The organism is Streptomyces sp. NPDC056480 (assembly GCF_042795405.1).
Taxonomy (GTDB): domain Bacteria; phylum Actinomycetota; class Actinomycetes; order Streptomycetales; family Streptomycetaceae; genus Streptomyces.
In genome coordinates, this window is sequence record NZ_JBHTSA010000161.1 from 1 (window position 1) to 15234 (window position 15234).

The 15234-nt window shown below is 72.7% G+C and carries 12 protein-coding genes; 8 read left to right on the forward strand and 4 right to left on the reverse strand.

Going from position 1 to position 15234, the window contains the following annotated elements:
• The 5 genes from ACFQ79_RS37260 to ACFQ79_RS37280 form a co-directional block, all read left to right on the forward strand.
• A partial coding sequence (locus ACFQ79_RS37260; protein WP_383591922.1) for an FG-GAP repeat domain-containing protein occupies positions 1-528 on the forward strand: 528 nt, incomplete at its 5' end.
• Between the two features lie 107 nt (positions 529-635).
• Complete coding sequence (locus tag ACFQ79_RS37265) at positions 636-2882, forward strand: FG-GAP repeat domain-containing protein (RefSeq protein WP_383591925.1); 2247 nt, start codon at positions 636-638, stop codon at positions 2880-2882.
• A gap of 104 nt (positions 2883-2986) precedes the next feature.
• Positions 2987-5269, forward strand: coding sequence for an FG-GAP-like repeat-containing protein (locus ACFQ79_RS37270; protein ID WP_383591928.1), 2283 nt, complete (start codon positions 2987-2989; stop codon positions 5267-5269).
• A gap of 35 nt (positions 5270-5304) precedes the next feature.
• Positions 5305-5889: an RNA 2',3'-cyclic phosphodiesterase gene (thpR, locus tag ACFQ79_RS37275; protein ID WP_383591930.1), complete on the forward strand. Its 585-nt coding sequence runs from the start codon at positions 5305-5307 to the stop codon at positions 5887-5889.
• Between the two features lie 192 nt (positions 5890-6081).
• On the forward strand, positions 6082-7071 hold the full coding sequence (locus ACFQ79_RS37280; protein ID WP_383591933.1) for an aldo/keto reductase: 990 nt from the start codon (positions 6082-6084) through the stop codon (positions 7069-7071).
• A 106-nt stretch (positions 7072-7177) separates the two neighbouring features.
• Here the strand turns inward: ACFQ79_RS37280 and ACFQ79_RS37285 are convergent, their stop codons facing one another.
• Positions 7178-7765 (reverse strand): MarR family winged helix-turn-helix transcriptional regulator, encoded by a 588-nt coding sequence (locus ACFQ79_RS37285; RefSeq protein ID WP_383591936.1) that lies wholly within the window; start codon positions 7763-7765, stop codon positions 7178-7180.
• Positions 7766-7821: 56 nt separating this feature from the next.
• Here ACFQ79_RS37285 and ACFQ79_RS37290 point away from each other — a divergent pair, with 56 nt between their 5' ends.
• Complete coding sequence (locus ACFQ79_RS37290; RefSeq protein WP_383591955.1) at positions 7822-8223, forward strand: carboxymuconolactone decarboxylase family protein; 402 nt, start codon at positions 7822-7824, stop codon at positions 8221-8223.
• A gap of 9 nt (positions 8224-8232) precedes the next feature.
• Here ACFQ79_RS37290 and ACFQ79_RS37295 read toward each other — a convergent pair whose 3' ends face one another.
• Entirely contained in the window at positions 8233-8913 is a 681-nt protein-coding gene (locus ACFQ79_RS37295) for a GDSL-type esterase/lipase family protein (protein WP_383591939.1), read from the reverse strand.
• Between the two features lie 68 nt (positions 8914-8981).
• Entirely contained in the window at positions 8982-9830 is an 849-nt protein-coding gene (locus tag ACFQ79_RS37300) for an alpha/beta fold hydrolase (RefSeq protein ID WP_383591942.1), read from the reverse strand.
• 194 nt (positions 9831-10024) lie between these two features.
• Between ACFQ79_RS37300 and ACFQ79_RS37305 the strand changes: the two genes are divergently transcribed.
• Positions 10025-11020, forward strand: coding sequence for a WD40 repeat domain-containing protein (locus ACFQ79_RS37305; protein ID WP_383591945.1), 996 nt, complete (start codon positions 10025-10027; stop codon positions 11018-11020).
• A 66-nt stretch (positions 11021-11086) separates the two neighbouring features.
• Here ACFQ79_RS37305 and serC read toward each other — a convergent pair whose 3' ends face one another.
• The gene (gene serC, locus ACFQ79_RS37310) at positions 11087-12205 is read right to left on the reverse strand and encodes a phosphoserine transaminase (RefSeq protein ID WP_383591948.1); all 1119 of its coding nucleotides are present in this window, start codon (positions 12203-12205) and stop codon (positions 11087-11089) included.
• Between the two features lie 51 nt (positions 12206-12256).
• Between serC and ACFQ79_RS37315 the strand changes: the two genes are divergently transcribed.
• On the forward strand, positions 12257-15046 hold the full coding sequence (locus ACFQ79_RS37315; RefSeq protein ID WP_383591951.1) for an FAD-binding and (Fe-S)-binding domain-containing protein: 2790 nt from the start codon (positions 12257-12259) through the stop codon (positions 15044-15046).
• Positions 15047-15234 lie beyond the last annotated feature (188 nt).

A 15234-nucleotide genomic window follows, 5' to 3' on the forward strand; every position in this document is an offset into this window, starting at 1 on the left:
GTGCGGGTGGGCGGCGGGTGGAACACGTACGCGCAGTTCACGGGTGGCAGTGATCTGACGGGTGACGGGCGGGCTGATCTGGTGGCCCAGGACAAGGTGGGTGACCTGTACCTGTACAAGGCGACGGGTTCGGTGGGGGCCCCGTACGAGCCGCGGAAGAAGATCGGTCACGGCTGGGGGATCTACAACCAGATCACCGCTGCCGGGCAGCTCGGTGGGAACCCGACGGGTGATCTGATCGCGCGGGACAAGGACGGGGTGCTCTGGCTGTATCTGGGCAAGGGGGACGGGACGTTCGCGCCGCGTACGCGGATCGGCGGTGGCTGGAACGTGTACGGCGACATCGTGGGGATCGGTGACGGCAACAAGGACGGCCGTCCCGACGTCTACGCGCGGACCCCGCAGGGCGCGGCCTTCTTCTACCCCGGCACGGGCGACTACAGGACCCCGTTCAAGCCCCGCGTCACCACCGCGGCGGGCGTTGCCGCGAGCCCCGAGGACGGCGGGGCGTACAACCAGATCTTCTGATCCGGGCGTACAACCATTCGACAGGGTGGTGGGTCAGAAAGAGCACGTATATGCGGACAGGGGAGGAACACGCCTTGCGTGCTGTTATATCTCGTCGACGTCTTTCGGTGGCGGTGGGGGTCGTCGTCGCCGCGGTGACCGCCGCGTCCCTCACCGCCCCGGCCACCGCCGCACCGGCACCCGCGCCCGGGTCGGCGGCGGTGCCCGCCACCGCGAAGCAGGCCGCCGCGGAGCCGATCCCGGTGCCGTTCCTCGGCGAGTTCGGCTTCGTCGTCAGCGCCGGCACCTCCGGATTCCTGACGAACTCGAACAGCGGCGGCGGGGAGGTGCGCTGGACGCGCTACGACACCGGGGCGTCGACGGTCGTCGCCCAGGACGCCCCGGCGGTCGACGGCTCCATGTCGGGCGTCGTGGTCGTCGGGGACGACCACTTCCAGACGGCGAGGGTCCTGACGCTGCACGACATGGCCACCGGCGCCGCACCCGTCGTCATCGACCTCCGCACCCTCGGATCCACGGCGCGCTACGTGGGCGTGGTGGGCTCCACCGTCCTCGTCCGGACGACGAACGCCGACGGCACCATGAAGCTCCACCTCGTCACCAAGGACGGGGGCGTGCTGTCCCACCGTGAGGTGTCCGGACTTCCCGCCGACGCCAAGGGGATCGAGGGCGCCGACACCCTGCGGGACGCGGGGCTCGTCCGCTTCCACAGCGTCGTGAACGGCACCTCGAAGACCGTCCACGCCGTCGTCGACGTCGCCGCCGGCCGCGTCACCGAGTCCTACTCCGCCCCGACGGGCTCCTTCGCGAGGTCCCACCTCACGCAGGACCGTGTCGCATGGCTGGAGCCGGCGGGCGCCACGCAGGAACTCGTCTCCACGAAGAGAGGGACGGGCGAGGTCCTGCGGACCCCGCTCTCCGGCCTGAACGAGCGGCTGCTCGGCGACTGGGTGGCCTACTCCCAGGGCGAATGGAAGCCGTTCGTGGCGCGCCCGCTGGCGGGAGGGGAGCCCGTCAAGCTCCTCGACCACGCCCTGAACACGACGGTGAGCCCCGACGGCAGCCTCCTCGTCCGCGGCGGCACCCTGGAGAAGGGCGAGGGCCTCTACCGGATCGCCCCCGGTGCGGACGGCACACCGGCCGCCGAGATGGTCGCGTCCACCGGCAGGCCCACCGCCCTCACGTACGAGCGCACCGGCATCCCGGACGTCATCGACCTCACCGCCCAGTCCGGCGTGCCGCTGACCTGGAAGCTGTCGACGACCTTCGCGGACGTCAGGGTCGGGCTCACGCACAAGGCGACCGGGCGGACCTTCTGGCAATCCATCTACCTGAACCCCGACAACGGCAACGGGGGGTACTACCCCGACGGGTTCATCGGCTTCCACTGGAACGGCGAGTTCGGTTCGGACTCCCGTGGGCGGCGCACGGCCTACAACGGCGAGTACACGTGGAGCCTGACCGCGACCCCGCAGAACGGGATCGGCCCCGGCGTCACCGCCACGGGCGGCTTCAAGGTGGTCCGGAAGGCCGGCGCGCACGACTACACCGACAACGGATCGCCCGACCTGTTCGCCAGGAACTCCGACGGCGTCCTGAAGCGCATCGACACCACCTGGGACGAGGACCGGGGGCGCCTGATCGCCGGGGAGGACCACAAGGACAACGACTTCGCGACCGGCTGGAACATCTACGACCGGATCGAGTCGGTCGGCGACATCGCCGGGAAGAACCCGGCGGACACGGTCGCCCGTGACAAGAGCGGGGTGCTCTGGCTCCACCGGGGCACGGGCAGCGACTCGCGCACGGGCTTCGAGCCCCGGGTCCGGATCGGCGGCGGGTGGAACACGTACACCCAGTTCACCGGCGGCAGCGACCTGACGGGCGACGGCCGTTCGGATCTCGTCGCCACCGACAAGGCGGGCGACCTCTGGCTCTACAGGTCGACCGGCGACATCCTCGCCCCGTTCGCCCCGCGGAAGAAGATCGGCCACGGCTGGGGCGTCTACAACCAGATCACGGCCACCGGCAACCTCGGCGGCAACGCCACCGGTGACCTCGTCGCCCGGGACAAGAACGGTGCTCTCTGGCTCTACCTGGGCAACGGCGACGGCACCTTCGCCGCCCGCAGGCTGATCGGCGGCGGCTGGAACCAGTACGCCCACATCGTCGGCATCGGCGACGCGAACGAGGACGGCCGCCCCGATCTGTACGGCCGTGGCCCGGAGAACACCTCGTTCTTCTACGCCGGCACCGGCGACTGGAAGGCCCCGTTCAGGACGCGCACCTACAGCGAGGTCACGCTCCAGGAGGAGAACGACCCGTACGACAAGCCGTTCGACCACGTCTTCTGATCCCGCTCCCAGCTGTGCCCTGCCCGGCTGTGCCCTGCCCAGCTGTGCCCTACCCAGCTGTGCCCTACCCGGCTGTGCCCTACTCAGATGTGAAGGAGTGCGTCTTGCGCACCACCATGTCCCGCCGCCGACTCCCGGTGTCGGTCGGCGTCGTCCTCGCGGCCATGACCGCCGCCTCACTCCACGCCCCGGCGGTCGCGACCGCCGTGCCGCCGCCCTCCGCGGCGGCGCAGCAGGCGCGTGCCACCGCCGCGTCGGTCGAGGTGCCGTTCCTGGAGTCGGGGGGTGAGCTGCTCGCCGCGGGGGCGACCGGTTTCCTCTCCAAGACCCCCGACAGGGTGGTGCGCTGGACGCGGTACGCGGACGGGGTGTCGAAGGTCATCGACACCTCGGGGGAGGCCTGGGTCACCGGCTCGGCCACGGACACCGTCGTGGTCGTCAAGCAGGTGTGGCACCGGCCTTCCATCGAGTCGGTCACCGTGTACGACATGGCGACCGGCGCCGCCCCGGTCACGATCAAGGCGACGGACGTCCCCGAGCTGAACGGGGACTTCTACGGTGCCGTGGGTTCGACGCTCCTCATGGCCGCCTACGACGGGTCCGCGCTGACGCAGGTCGAGGTGCGCGGCGGCACCGTGTCCGCCCGCAAGGTGGCCGGCGTGCCCGCGGACGTCAGCAACGTGTGGATGCCGAGCGACCTGCCCGGTGCGGCCCTCGTCCAGTACTACGACGGGCGAGGGGGCAGGACGGGCGTCGTCGACCTCACCACCGCGAGCCTCGTGGAGGACTTCGAGCGGACCCGCGAGGTGAAGGCCTCGTACCTCGCGGCGCGCCGCGTCGCGTGGACCGAGTCGGTGGACGGCAAGCCCGTCCTCGCCACCGCGGTGAGGGGAGGGGGCGAGGTCGAGCGCGTTCCGCTGGGCCCCGACGACTCGGCGGCGCTGACCGGCGGTCTCGTCGGCGACTGGTTCGCCTTCGGTGCCACGACCGGCGACGCGACCCCTTGGCACACGTTCACGGCCCGTTCCCTGACGGACGGGTCGACGGTGAAGGTCCTCGACCACGCCGAGTCCGCCACGCAGGGGCCCGACGACACCCTGCTGGTCCTCGGGGTCACCGACGCCCACGGCCAGGGCGTCTACCGGGTGGCCGTCGGCGCGGACGGGAAGCCCGAGGCCGAACTGGTCGCCTCCACCGGCGAGCCGAACGAGGGCGCCACCCCGATCAGCTACGTCGGCGACGCCGTCCCGGCCGTCATCGACCTGGACCGCACCCCCCGGCCCCGCCTGGCGTGGACCTTCTCCTCGGACCGGGCGGACCTGTCGGTCGGATTCACGAGCAAGGCGACGGGGGAGCGCTTCCACCAGTTCGTCCGGGCCGGGAGCGGTTCCGGTGCCTCCGCGGGCGGACCGCTGGGGTTCGACTGGACCGGCGAGGTGCGGGACTCGTCACGGGACCTGCCGAAGGACGCGCCCAACGGCGCCTACACGTGGTCGGTGACGGCGCTCCCGAAGAACGGGATGCCGTCGGTCAGTGCCTCCGGGACGTTCACCGTGGTCCGCAAGGCCACGGCGCACGACTACGACGACAACGGCGCGCCGGACCTGCTCGCGCGCGACGCGAACGGCTTCCTCGACCGGATCGCCACCCACTGGGACAGGGCCACCGGGAAGCTCGTCCCCATCAATCCCACCCACACCGGCTCGCGCGGCTGGGGCGGCTACGACCGCATCGAGTCGGTCGGCGACGTCGCGGGCTCGCCCGCCGCGGACCTGGTCGGCCGGGACCGGCAGGGCGACCTCTGGTTCTACCAGGGCACGGGGGACGCCGGGTCGGGCGTGAACGTCGCGTCGCGCGAGCGGGTCGGCGGCGGCTGGCAGATCTACACCCAGCTCGCCGGCGGCAGCGATCTGACCGGCGACGGTCGCCCCGATCTGGTCGCCACGGACAAGAGCGGCGGTCTGTGGCTCTACAAGGCGACGGGTAAGGTCTCGGCGCCGTTCGCGCCGCGGAAGCGGATCGGCCACGGCTGGGGGATCTACAACCAGCTGACCGCCACCGGGAACATCGGCGGGAACCCGACCGGAGACCTCGTCGCCCGCGACGCCTCCGGTGTCCTCTGGCTCTACCTCGGCAAGGGCGACGGCACGTTCGCGCCGCGCACGAGGATCGGCGGCGGCTGGAACGCGTACGCCGACATCGTCGGCATCGGCGACGCGAACAAGGACGGCCGCCCCGACCTGTACGCCCGGACGCCGGCGGGCACCGCCACCGCCTTCTTCTACGCCGGTACGGGCGACTGGAAGGCCCCGTTCAAGCCCCGCGGCTCCACCGAGGCCGGTGTGCAGGAACCCTGGGCCACCGTGAAGTACAACCACGTCGCCTGACCGGCCGGCGGCGCGGATCCTGCGACACTGCCTGCATGAGGCTCTTCGCCGCCGTCCTGCCGCCCCCGGAGCGGCTGGACCGGCTCGGACACGTCGTCGACCGTCTGCACCGGCTGCCCGGTGCGGACGGGCTCCGCTGGACCTCGCGGCCCGGCTGGCACCTCACGCTCGCCTTCATGGGGGAGGTCGACGAGGAGGTGCTGCCCGAGCTGCGCGTCCGGCTCGCCCGGGCCGCGCACCGCACGCCGCCGTTCGCGCTGCGGCTCCACGGCGGCGGGCACTTCGGGCGGCGTGCGCTGTGGGCCGGGATCGCCGGGGACCTGGACGAGCTGCGGCTGCTCGCCGAGCGCGCCGACGCCGCCGCCCGCAGGGCCGGGGTCCCGATGGACGAGCACCGCCGCTACCAGGCGCATCTGACGGTCGCCCGTGCGCGGGGGCAGGAGGTGGACCTGCATCCCTTCCTCGACGAGCTCGGCGGCTTCGAGGGGGCTCGCTGGGAGGTGGGCGAGCTGGCTCTGGTGCGCTCGAACCTGCCGGTGAGCGGGGTGCGGGGCGAGCAGCCGCGGTACGAGAAGGTCGACGGCTGGCCCCTTGAGGGGTCGGCGGGGCGGCCGGGTTAACCTCGACGGGTGGACCCTAAGACCCGTAACCGCATCATGGCCGGTGTGCTCGTACTGATGTTCGCGATCATCGCGGTGGCTTCCGTGACCGGCCAGTAGCCGCCGGTCGCCGCCCGCTCCTCCCGGCGCGGTCTGCCACCCGGTGGGAACCCCCTTGCTTCGAGCGCACTCGAAGCAGTTGGCTTGGCGTCCATGGAGTACACGCAGCTCGGACGCACCGGACTCAAGGTCAGCCGACTCGTCCTCGGGACGATGAACTTCGGACCCCAGACGGACGAAGCCACCAGTCACGCCATCATGGACACGGCGCTGGACGCGGGGCTCAACTTCTTCGACACCGCCAACGTGTACGGCTGGGGTGAGAACAAGGGCCGGACCGAGGAGATCCTCGGTTCCTGGTTCGCGAAGGGCGACGGCCGCCGCGACCGTACCGTTCTCGCCACCAAGGTGTACGGGAACATGGGCGCCGACGGCGAGGCCTGGCCCAACCACGACAAGCTCTCGGCGCTGAACATCCGCCGCGCGGTCGAGGCCAGCCTCAAGCGCCTCGGCACGGACTACATCGACCTCTACCAGTTCCACCACATCGACCGCTCGACCCCCTTCGAGGAGATCTGGCAGGCGGTCGACGTCCTCGTCCAGCAGGGCAAGGTCCTCTACGCCGGGTCCTCCAACTTCCCCGGCTACAAGATCGCCCAGGCCAACGAGACCGCCGCCCGGCGCGGCTCGGTCGGCCTCGTCAGCGAGCAGTGCCTCTACAACCTCTTCGAGCGGCGCGCGGAGATGGAGGTCGTCCCGGCCGCGCAGGAGTACGGCCTCGGGATCATCCCCTGGTCGCCGCTGCACGGCGGTCTGCTCGGCGGCGTCCTGAAGAAGGAGGCCGAGGGCAAGCGGCGTACGGAGGGCCGCGCGGCGGCCACCCTCGCCGACCCGGCATCCCGCGCGCAGCTCCAGGCCTACGAGGACCTGCTCGAGAAGCACGGCCTGGAGCCGGGCGAGACGGCCCTGGCGTGGCTGCTCACCCGGCCGGGTGTGACGGGCCCGATCGTCGGTCCGCGGACGCCCGAGCAGCTGGTGAGCGCGCTGCGTGCCCTGGAGCTCGAGCTGAGCGAGGAGGTCCTGGCGGGTCTCGACGAGATCTTCCCGGGCCCGGGTCCGTCGCCGGAGGCCTTCGCCTGGTGATCTCCCCTGACCGGCACTCCCTGACCGGCACTCCCTGACCGGCACTCCCTGACCGGCGCTCCCTGACCGGCGCTCCCTGAACGGCGCTCCCTGAACGGCGGCGCCGTCAGGGGGCGCCGAGCCAGCTGGTGGCGTCCAGGCGGAACGCCGTCTCCGGGGGGACGACGTTCCGCAGGGCCGCCTCCAGGTCCCGGACGCGGTCCGCGCCGAGGGCCGCCGCCCACTCCGCCCGCAGTTCGTCGAAGATCGCGGCGGATCGGGCGAGGGCCGCGTACCCCCGTGGGGTGAGGTGGACGAGTTTGCGGCGGGCGTCGGTGGGGTCGTCGGCGCGCTCGGCGTAGCCGAGGGCGAGGAGCCGGTCGACGGTCTTGCCGGCGGCCTGCTTGGAGACGCCGAGGCGGCGTCCGATCTCGCTGGCGGTGGCGCCTCGCGCGCCGATGGCCTGCATGGCGAAGCCGTGGGCGGGGCGCAGATCGGGGTGGCCCTCGGTGGCGAGGCGGGCGTGGAGCCGGTCGATGAGGGTGCGGAAGCCGCCGAAGAGGAGCAGGGGGAGTTCGTAGCCCCTGCCGCCGCCGTCGGGTCCGGCACCGGCGGGTCGTCCGGCACCGTCCGGTCCGCTCTCTCGCTCACCGCTTTCTCCCTTGCCGTTATCGACAACCTGGTTTACGTTTTCCTTCGCCGTATCGTCAACCATGTTGTCGATTCTACGCGTTCTGCCCGCCCGAGCCTGGAGACGCCTTGTCCGTGGACATGTCCGCCCGTACCGCCAACGCCGTCGCCCTCCTCAAGGAGTCGCCCGAGACCCTCGACGGCTTCCTGAAGCTCAGTCAGACCTTCGAGTCCACCACCCTCGACCCGCACTCCCGCGAGACGGTCGTCCTGACCGTCGCCGAACGCAACCAGTGCCACCTCTGCGTGGACATGCACGAGGCCAAGATGGCCGCCCTCGGCCCCGCGCCCGACGCCGAACGCCTCGCCGCCGTCCGCCTGTTCACCCTCCGGGTCCTCGCCTCCGCGGGGGCGGTCGACGATGACGAACTGGCCGCCTTCGAGGCCGCGGGATACACCCGCCGCAACGCCCTGGAGGTCGTCCTCGGCATCGGCGCGTACACGCTCTCGACCTTCGCGAACCGTCTCACCCGGGCCGCTTGAACCCGGCAGCTACCCGGCGTACGGGCCGCCCAGGCCCCACGCCTGGTGCATCGCGTCGGCGAAGGCGGCAGCCAGCTTGTGTTCGCCCGAGGGCCCCGGGTGGGTGCCGTCGTAGGTGTCCGCGTCGAGGTCGTACGACTCCGCCACCGACGCCAGGAGGAGCGGCGAGGCCGCCGTGTCCAGATCGGCGACCGCCTTCGCGAGCAGCTCGTTGAAGCGGGCGCACTCGAGGGCGAAGGGCGCGTCGTACCCGGCGCGCACGTTCGGGATGACCGGCAGGAGGACGGCCCGGACGTGCGGGTTCGCGGCGCGCGCCGCGGCGACGAACGCCCGGACGTTCTCCTCGGTCTGCTCGCTGTTGGTGTAGAAGCCGAGGTCGATGAGGCCCAGCGAGATCAGCAGCACGTCGGCTTCGGTCGCCGCGACCGTGTCGCCGATCACCGGCGCCATGTGCAGCCAGCCCTCGCCCCAGCCGGCCAGATGGCGCCGGGCGGGGGCGGGGAAGGCCGGGTCGGCGTACGTCTCCGAGGCCGGGGCGTCGGCGGCGGGGTCGTACAGCGCGGTGCGGGGGCCGACGATCTCGTACCCGCCGGGCAGCGTGGACTCCAGGTGCCGCCACATGCGGTACCGCCAGGTCCAGTCGCCGGCGCGTCCGATGGTCATGCTGTCGCCGACGAACAGAAAACGCATGGTCATATCATCGCGGACGCCGTCCCGGACCTGCGACGTGATCCGGGACACGAGACCCCCGGCAATGCCTACCGCAGGAAGTCGCCGACCGCCCCCGTGAACCGCTCCGCGTCGTCGTGCCACGGGAAGTGCCCCGCCCCGTCCAGGGCGACGAAGTCCGCCTTCGGGAACAGCTCCGCGTACGCGGCCGCCGTCGGCACCGGGGTGTTCACGTCCCCCTCCCCGGCCACCACGAGCACCGGCCGCCCGAACTCCGCGAACACCGCGCGCGTCGCCTCCGGGTCGAAGGCCCCCTCGCTCGCGAAGACACCCGCGCCCTCACGGTTCCGCTGCCCCTCCCCGGCGGCGTGCCGCTCCCGCGCGGCCTCGTCCCAGGTCCCGTGGAAGAACGGCGCCACGGCCTGGAAGCTCTCGCCCGTCCCGCGCCCCGCCGTGACGTCCTCGAGGGCCGCGTACGCCGGGCCGAACCACGGCTCGTCGCGCCGCAGCCGCGCCGCCGCGAGCCGCTCCTCCGGCGCCGTGTCCAGCCCGACGGCCGCCGTGCCCGGGGTCACGAGCACCAGCCGGCCGACCCGCTCGGCGTACCGGGTCACGTACAGGGCGGCGAGGTTCGCGCCCGCCGAGTGCCCGAGGACGTCGACCGTGTCGAGCCCGAGGTGCGCGCGCAGCGCCTCCACGTCCTCGACGAGCCGGTCGCAGCGGTACGAGGACGCGTCGTCCGGCACGGCCGACGCGCCCGTCCCCCGGAGGTCGAGCCGGATCAGCCGCCGGTGCGCGGTCAGTCCGCCGAGGTCGCCGAGATAGGCGGAGTCCTGGAGCGGACCGCCGGGGAGACAGAGGAGCGGGGCGCCGGTGCCGGACACATGGAAGGCGAGTGTCGTGCCGTCGGGCGCGGAGAAGGTCTGCGGGGTGGGCATGAGCGCGACCCTGGCAGCGGCCGAGGGGCAGGTCAAGCGGGTTTCGCCCGGGCCGGACGAGGGCTCCCGGGCGGCCGGCGATCCTCCCGACCGGTGGCGGCGATCCTCCCGACCGGTGCCGGCGATCCTCCCGACCCGATGCCGGCGATCTTGCCGACCGGTGCCGGCGGCCGCGTCGTGGCAGGCTGGGGGACATGCGATCTGCTCTGTGCGCCCTCGGCGCGGCGGCGGCCCTGGTGCTGCTCCCGGCCGGTCATGCCCGTGCCGAAGGACAGGAGCCGGACCGGGACTTCACCATCGAGGACTCCCGCGTCACCGAGTCCAGCGGCCTCGCCGCGAGCCGCGCCCACCCCGGGATCTACTGGACGCACAACGACCAGGACGCCCCCCTGATCTACGGCATCGACTCCCGCACGGGCAAGACGGTCGCGACCCTGACCATGCAGGGCGTCGGCACCCCCCGCGACATGGAGGCGATCGCGGTCGGCCCGGACGGCGACATCTACGTCGGCGACATCGGCGACAACCTCGACGGCTCCTGGGACCACGTCTGGGTCTACCGCTTCCCCGAGCCGGAGGTCCTCAAGGACCAGAAGGTGACGGCGAAGCAGTACGTCGTGAAGTACGCCGACGGTGCGCGCAACGCCGAGGCGCTGATGGTCCACCCGAAGACCGGCCGGGTGTACATCGCGAGCAAGAACGAGGACGGCGGCGGCCTGTACGCGGGCCCCGAACGGCTCTCCTCGTCCGGGACGAACGTCTTCCGGCGCATCGGCGAGGTCCCGTGGGTCACCGACGGCGCCTTCTCGCCGGACGGCGACCGGCTGGTCCTGCGCGGCTACCTCATGGCGCGCGAGTACACGTGGAAGGACGGCCGGCTCGGCGACGAGGGCACGTCCATCGGAGCCCCGTTCCAGGGCCAGGCGGAGTCGGTGACGTACACGACGGACGGCTCGGCGTTCATGCTCGGCTCCGAGGGACAGAAGAGCCGGGTGGTGCGGCTGGACCGGCAGGACGCCGGACGCTCCCCGGAGAGGCCGGGCGGCAGCCCGGACACCCCGGGCGCACCGCAGTCACCTCAGTCTCCGGCGGCCGACGGCGACAAGGGGAACGTCACGGTCGGCTTCCTGGTCCTCGCGGGCGCGTTCGTCGTCGTCTTCGGCATCAAGCGACTGCTGCGGCGGGGCTGAGCGGCGGACACGCCGAAGGGCCCGGCACCGGATGTCTCCGGTGCCGGGCCCTTCGCACGGTGAACGTCAGAGCTTCTCGATGACGTAGTCGATGCAGGCCGTCAGGGCGCGCACGTCCGCCGGGTCGATCGCCGGGAACATCGCGACCCGCAGCTGGTTGCGGCCCAGCTTGCGGTACGGCTCCGTGTCGACGATGCCGTTCGCGCGCAGCGCCTTCGCGACCGCCGCCGCGTCGATGTCGTCCGCGAAGTCGATCGTGCCGATGACCTGCGAGCGCTTCGCCGCGTCCGTGACGAACGGCGTCGCGTACTTGGACTCCTCGGCCCAGCCGTACAGTGCGTCCGAGGACTCCTTCGTACGGGCCACGGCCCAGTCCAGACCGCCCTGGCCGTTGATCCACTTCAGCTGCTCGTTGAGCAGGAAGAGGGTCGAGAGCGCCGGGGTGTTGTACGTCTGGTTCTTCAGCGAGTTGTCGATCGCCGTCGGCAGCGAGAAGAACTCCGGGATGTGCCGGCCCGACTCGTGGATCTTCTGCGCCCGCTCCAGGGCGGCCGGGGAGAAGGCCGCGAGCCACAGGCCGCCCTCGGCGGCGAAGGACTTCTGCGGGGCGAAGTAGTAGACGTCGGTCTCGGTGATGTCGACCGGGAGACCGCCCGCGCCGGAGGTCGCGTCGACCAGGACCAGCGCGCCCTCGTCCGCGCCCGCGACCCGCTTCAGCGGGGCGGCGACACCGGTGGAGGTCTCGTTGTGCGTGTACGCGTAGACGTCCACGCCCGCCTCGGCCACCGGCTCCGGGTGGGTGCCCGGGTCGGAGGAGATCACGGTCGGCTCGGCCAGCCACGGGGCCAGCTTGGCGGCCTTCGCGAACTTGGAGGAGAACTCGCCGAAGGTGAGGTGCTGCGACTTGTTCTCGATCAGACCGTGGGTCGCGACGTCCCAGAAGGCGGTGGAGCCGCCGTTGCCCAGGATCACCTCGTAGCCCTCGGGGAGCGAGAAGAGGTCACGGATGCCGGTACGTACCTCGCCGACCAGGTTCTTCACCGGAGCCTGGCGGTGGGACGTGCCGAGGAGAGAGGTGCCGGTGGCGGCCAGGGCGTCCAGCGCCTCCGTACGCACCTTGGAGGGGCCCGCGCCGAAACGGCCGTCGGCGGGCTTGATGTCAGCGGGAATCTGGATATCAGCCACGAGGCGGAGAGTATCGGGTCGGGAAGGGGCCGGTCGCCGGATGTCCGCCCGATGAGACGAGCTCTGAGACATCCTGGGCTTGTGGGAACACACGAGGAACACGCGTCCGTCCTGGCGGCCGACCTGCGCGCCGCAGTCGCGGGAGAGGTCGACTTCTCCGCCGCCGCCCGGGCGCTGACGACCATGGACGCCTCCAACTACCGCCGGATTCCGGCCGGTACGGTCGCGCCGCGCGACGCCGGCGACATCGCGGCCGTCCTGGAGGTGTGCCGGGCACACGGCACCACACCGGTCGTCGCGCGCGGCGCCGGGACCTCGATCGGCGGCCAGGCGACCGGCACCGGCGTCGTGCTCGACCTCACACGGCACATGGGCGGGATCGTCTCCCTGGACCCGGAGGCGCGGACGGCGGTGGTCCGGCCGGGGCTCGTCCTCGACCGGCTGCGGGAGGCGGCACGCCCGTACGGCCTGACCTTCGGCCCCGATCCGTCCACGCACAGCCGCTGCACCCTCGGCGGCATGATCGGCAACAACGCGTGCGGGGCGCACTCGGTCGCCTGGGGGACCACGGCGGACAACGTGCGCTCGCTCGACGTGATGACCTACGGAGGCGCGAGGTTGACGCTGGGGCGGGACGGGCGCGGCGCCCCCGCCGGACTCCTCGACCTCGTCGACCGTCACCTCGCCCTCCTGCGGACCGGCTACCCGGCCGGACTGCCGCGCCGCATCTCCGGGTACGCGCTGGACGCGCTGCTCCCGGAGCGCGGCGTGGACGTGGCCCGCTCGTTCTGCGGCAGCGAGGGGACGCTGGGCGTGGTGACGGAGGCGACGGTGGCGCTCGTCCCGCTGCCGGCCGAGCCGGTGCTCGTGGTGCTCGGGTACCCGGACGAGAGCGCGGCGGCGGAGGCGGCGGCGGGGCTCCTGACGTTCGGGCCGCTGACCGTGGAGGGGATGGCGGCCGATCTCGTACGGGGCGCCGCCGGGCTGCCTCGCGGCGGCGCGTGGCTGTTCTGCGAGGTGGACGGGGAGGGAGAGGCGCGGCGGCTCGTGCGGGCGGCCGACGCGATCGACTCCGCCGTGGTGCGGGACCCGGCCGGACAGCGGGCGCTGTGGCGGATCCGCGAGGACGCGGCGGGCACGGCGACCAGGACCCCGGGGGGCGGGGAGGCCTGGCCGGGATGGGAGGACTGCGCGGTGCCGCCGCCGAGGCTCGGCGCGTACCTCCGTGAATTCCGGGCGCTGCTCGCGGACTTCGGCCTGCGGGGAGTGCCGTACGGGCACTTCGGTGACGGCTGCGTCCACGTCCGGATCGACTTCGACCTGTGGACGGAGAAGGGGGTACGGGAGTTCCGCCGGTTCTCGGAGGCGGTGGCCGCCCTCGTGGTCGCCCACGGCGGCTCGCTCTCCGGGGAGCACGGGGACGGGCAGGCGCGGGCCGAGCTGCTGCCGAGGATGTACGGGGAGGAGCTCGTCGCCCTGTTCGGTGCGGTCAAGGACGTGTGGGACCCGGACGGCGGCCTCAACCCGGGGATGCTGGTCCGCCCGCGCCCGCTCGACGAGGGCCTGCGGTTCACGGGGCTGCCGCTCGTGGGCCTCGGCAGGGAGGCGGCCCGCTGCGTGGGAGTGGCCAAGTGCCGGGTGGAGGGCCCGAGTACGGGGCCGGGGGTGATGTGTCCCTCGTACCGGGCGACGGGGGAGGAGAAGCACTCGACGCGGGGGCGGGCGCGGCTGCTCCACGAGATGGTGCTCGGCGAGGTGATCACGGACGGCTGGCGCTCGGAGGAGGTCCGGGAGGCGCTGGACCTGTGTCTGTCGTGCAAGGGGTGCCGCAGCGACTGCCCGGTGGGCGTCGACATGGCCGCGTACAAGGCGGAGTTCCTGGACCGGCACTACGGGGGACCGTTCGGCTTCCTGCGCAGGCCGCGCTCGCACTGGACGATGGGCAGGCTGCCGCACTGGCTGGACCTGTTCGGGCGGGGCCTGAACGCCGGGATGAGGCTGCCGTTCGCGGCGCGGCTCGCGGGGGTGACGCCGGAACGGGCGATGCCGAGGGTGGCGGGGAGGTCGTTCACGTCGTGGTTCGCCGAGCGGATCTCGACCCGCCCGGCGGACGTGACGCTGTGGCCGGACACGTTCACCGACCACCTGGCGCCGGAGGTGGGCCAGGCGGCGGTCCGGGTTCTGGAGGACGCGGGGCTCGGGGTGGAGCTGCCGCCGGGAAGGGTGTGCTGCGGGCTGACGTATGTGTCGACGGGGCAGCTGGGGGCGGCGCGGCGGGTGATGCGGAGGACGCTGGACGTGATGGAGGGGAACGGCGGGGCGGCCGCCGGGCGAACGGGGCCCGTCGTGGTGCTGGAACCCTCGTGTGCGGCGACGCTCCGCACCGACCTGCCGGAACTGCTGCCGGACGACCCGAGGGCGGCGCGGCTGGCGGCGTCGGTACGGACGTTCGCGGAGGCTCTGGAGACGCTGGCGCCGGACTGGGAGCCGCCGCGCCTGGACCGCCCGGTGACGGGCCAGACGCACTGCCACCAGCACGCGGTGCTCGGCGACGCGGCGGACCGCCGCCTGCGCGAACGGGCGGGCCTGACGGGGGAGCTGGCGGGCGGGTGCTGCGGCCTGGCGGGCAACTTCGGCTTCGAGCCGGGCCATTACGAGGTCTCGGTGAGGTGCGCGGAGGACCAGCTGCTGCCGGCGCTGAGGGACGCGCCCCCGGAGGCGGCGGTCCTGGCGGACGGCTACTCGTGCAGGACCCAGATGGGGGACCTGGCGGGGGTACGGGGCCGACACCTGGCGGAGGTGCTGGCGGAGGGGGTGGACCAGAGGGAGACGGGCTCTTGAGGCTCAGGGGATGAGCGTGCCTGGTGTGCCTCGGGTGCGGCCGCCCTCTTTCCGAGTGTGGCGTCCTCCACCACCGGGTCAAGGGCGCCTTCGGCGTCGCTGCGCGATGGGCTGCGCCCACCCTTGACCCGGCGGCGGAGGCCGCCTTTTCACACTCGGAGGGCGGCCGAGGGCCGGGGCCTACGCGG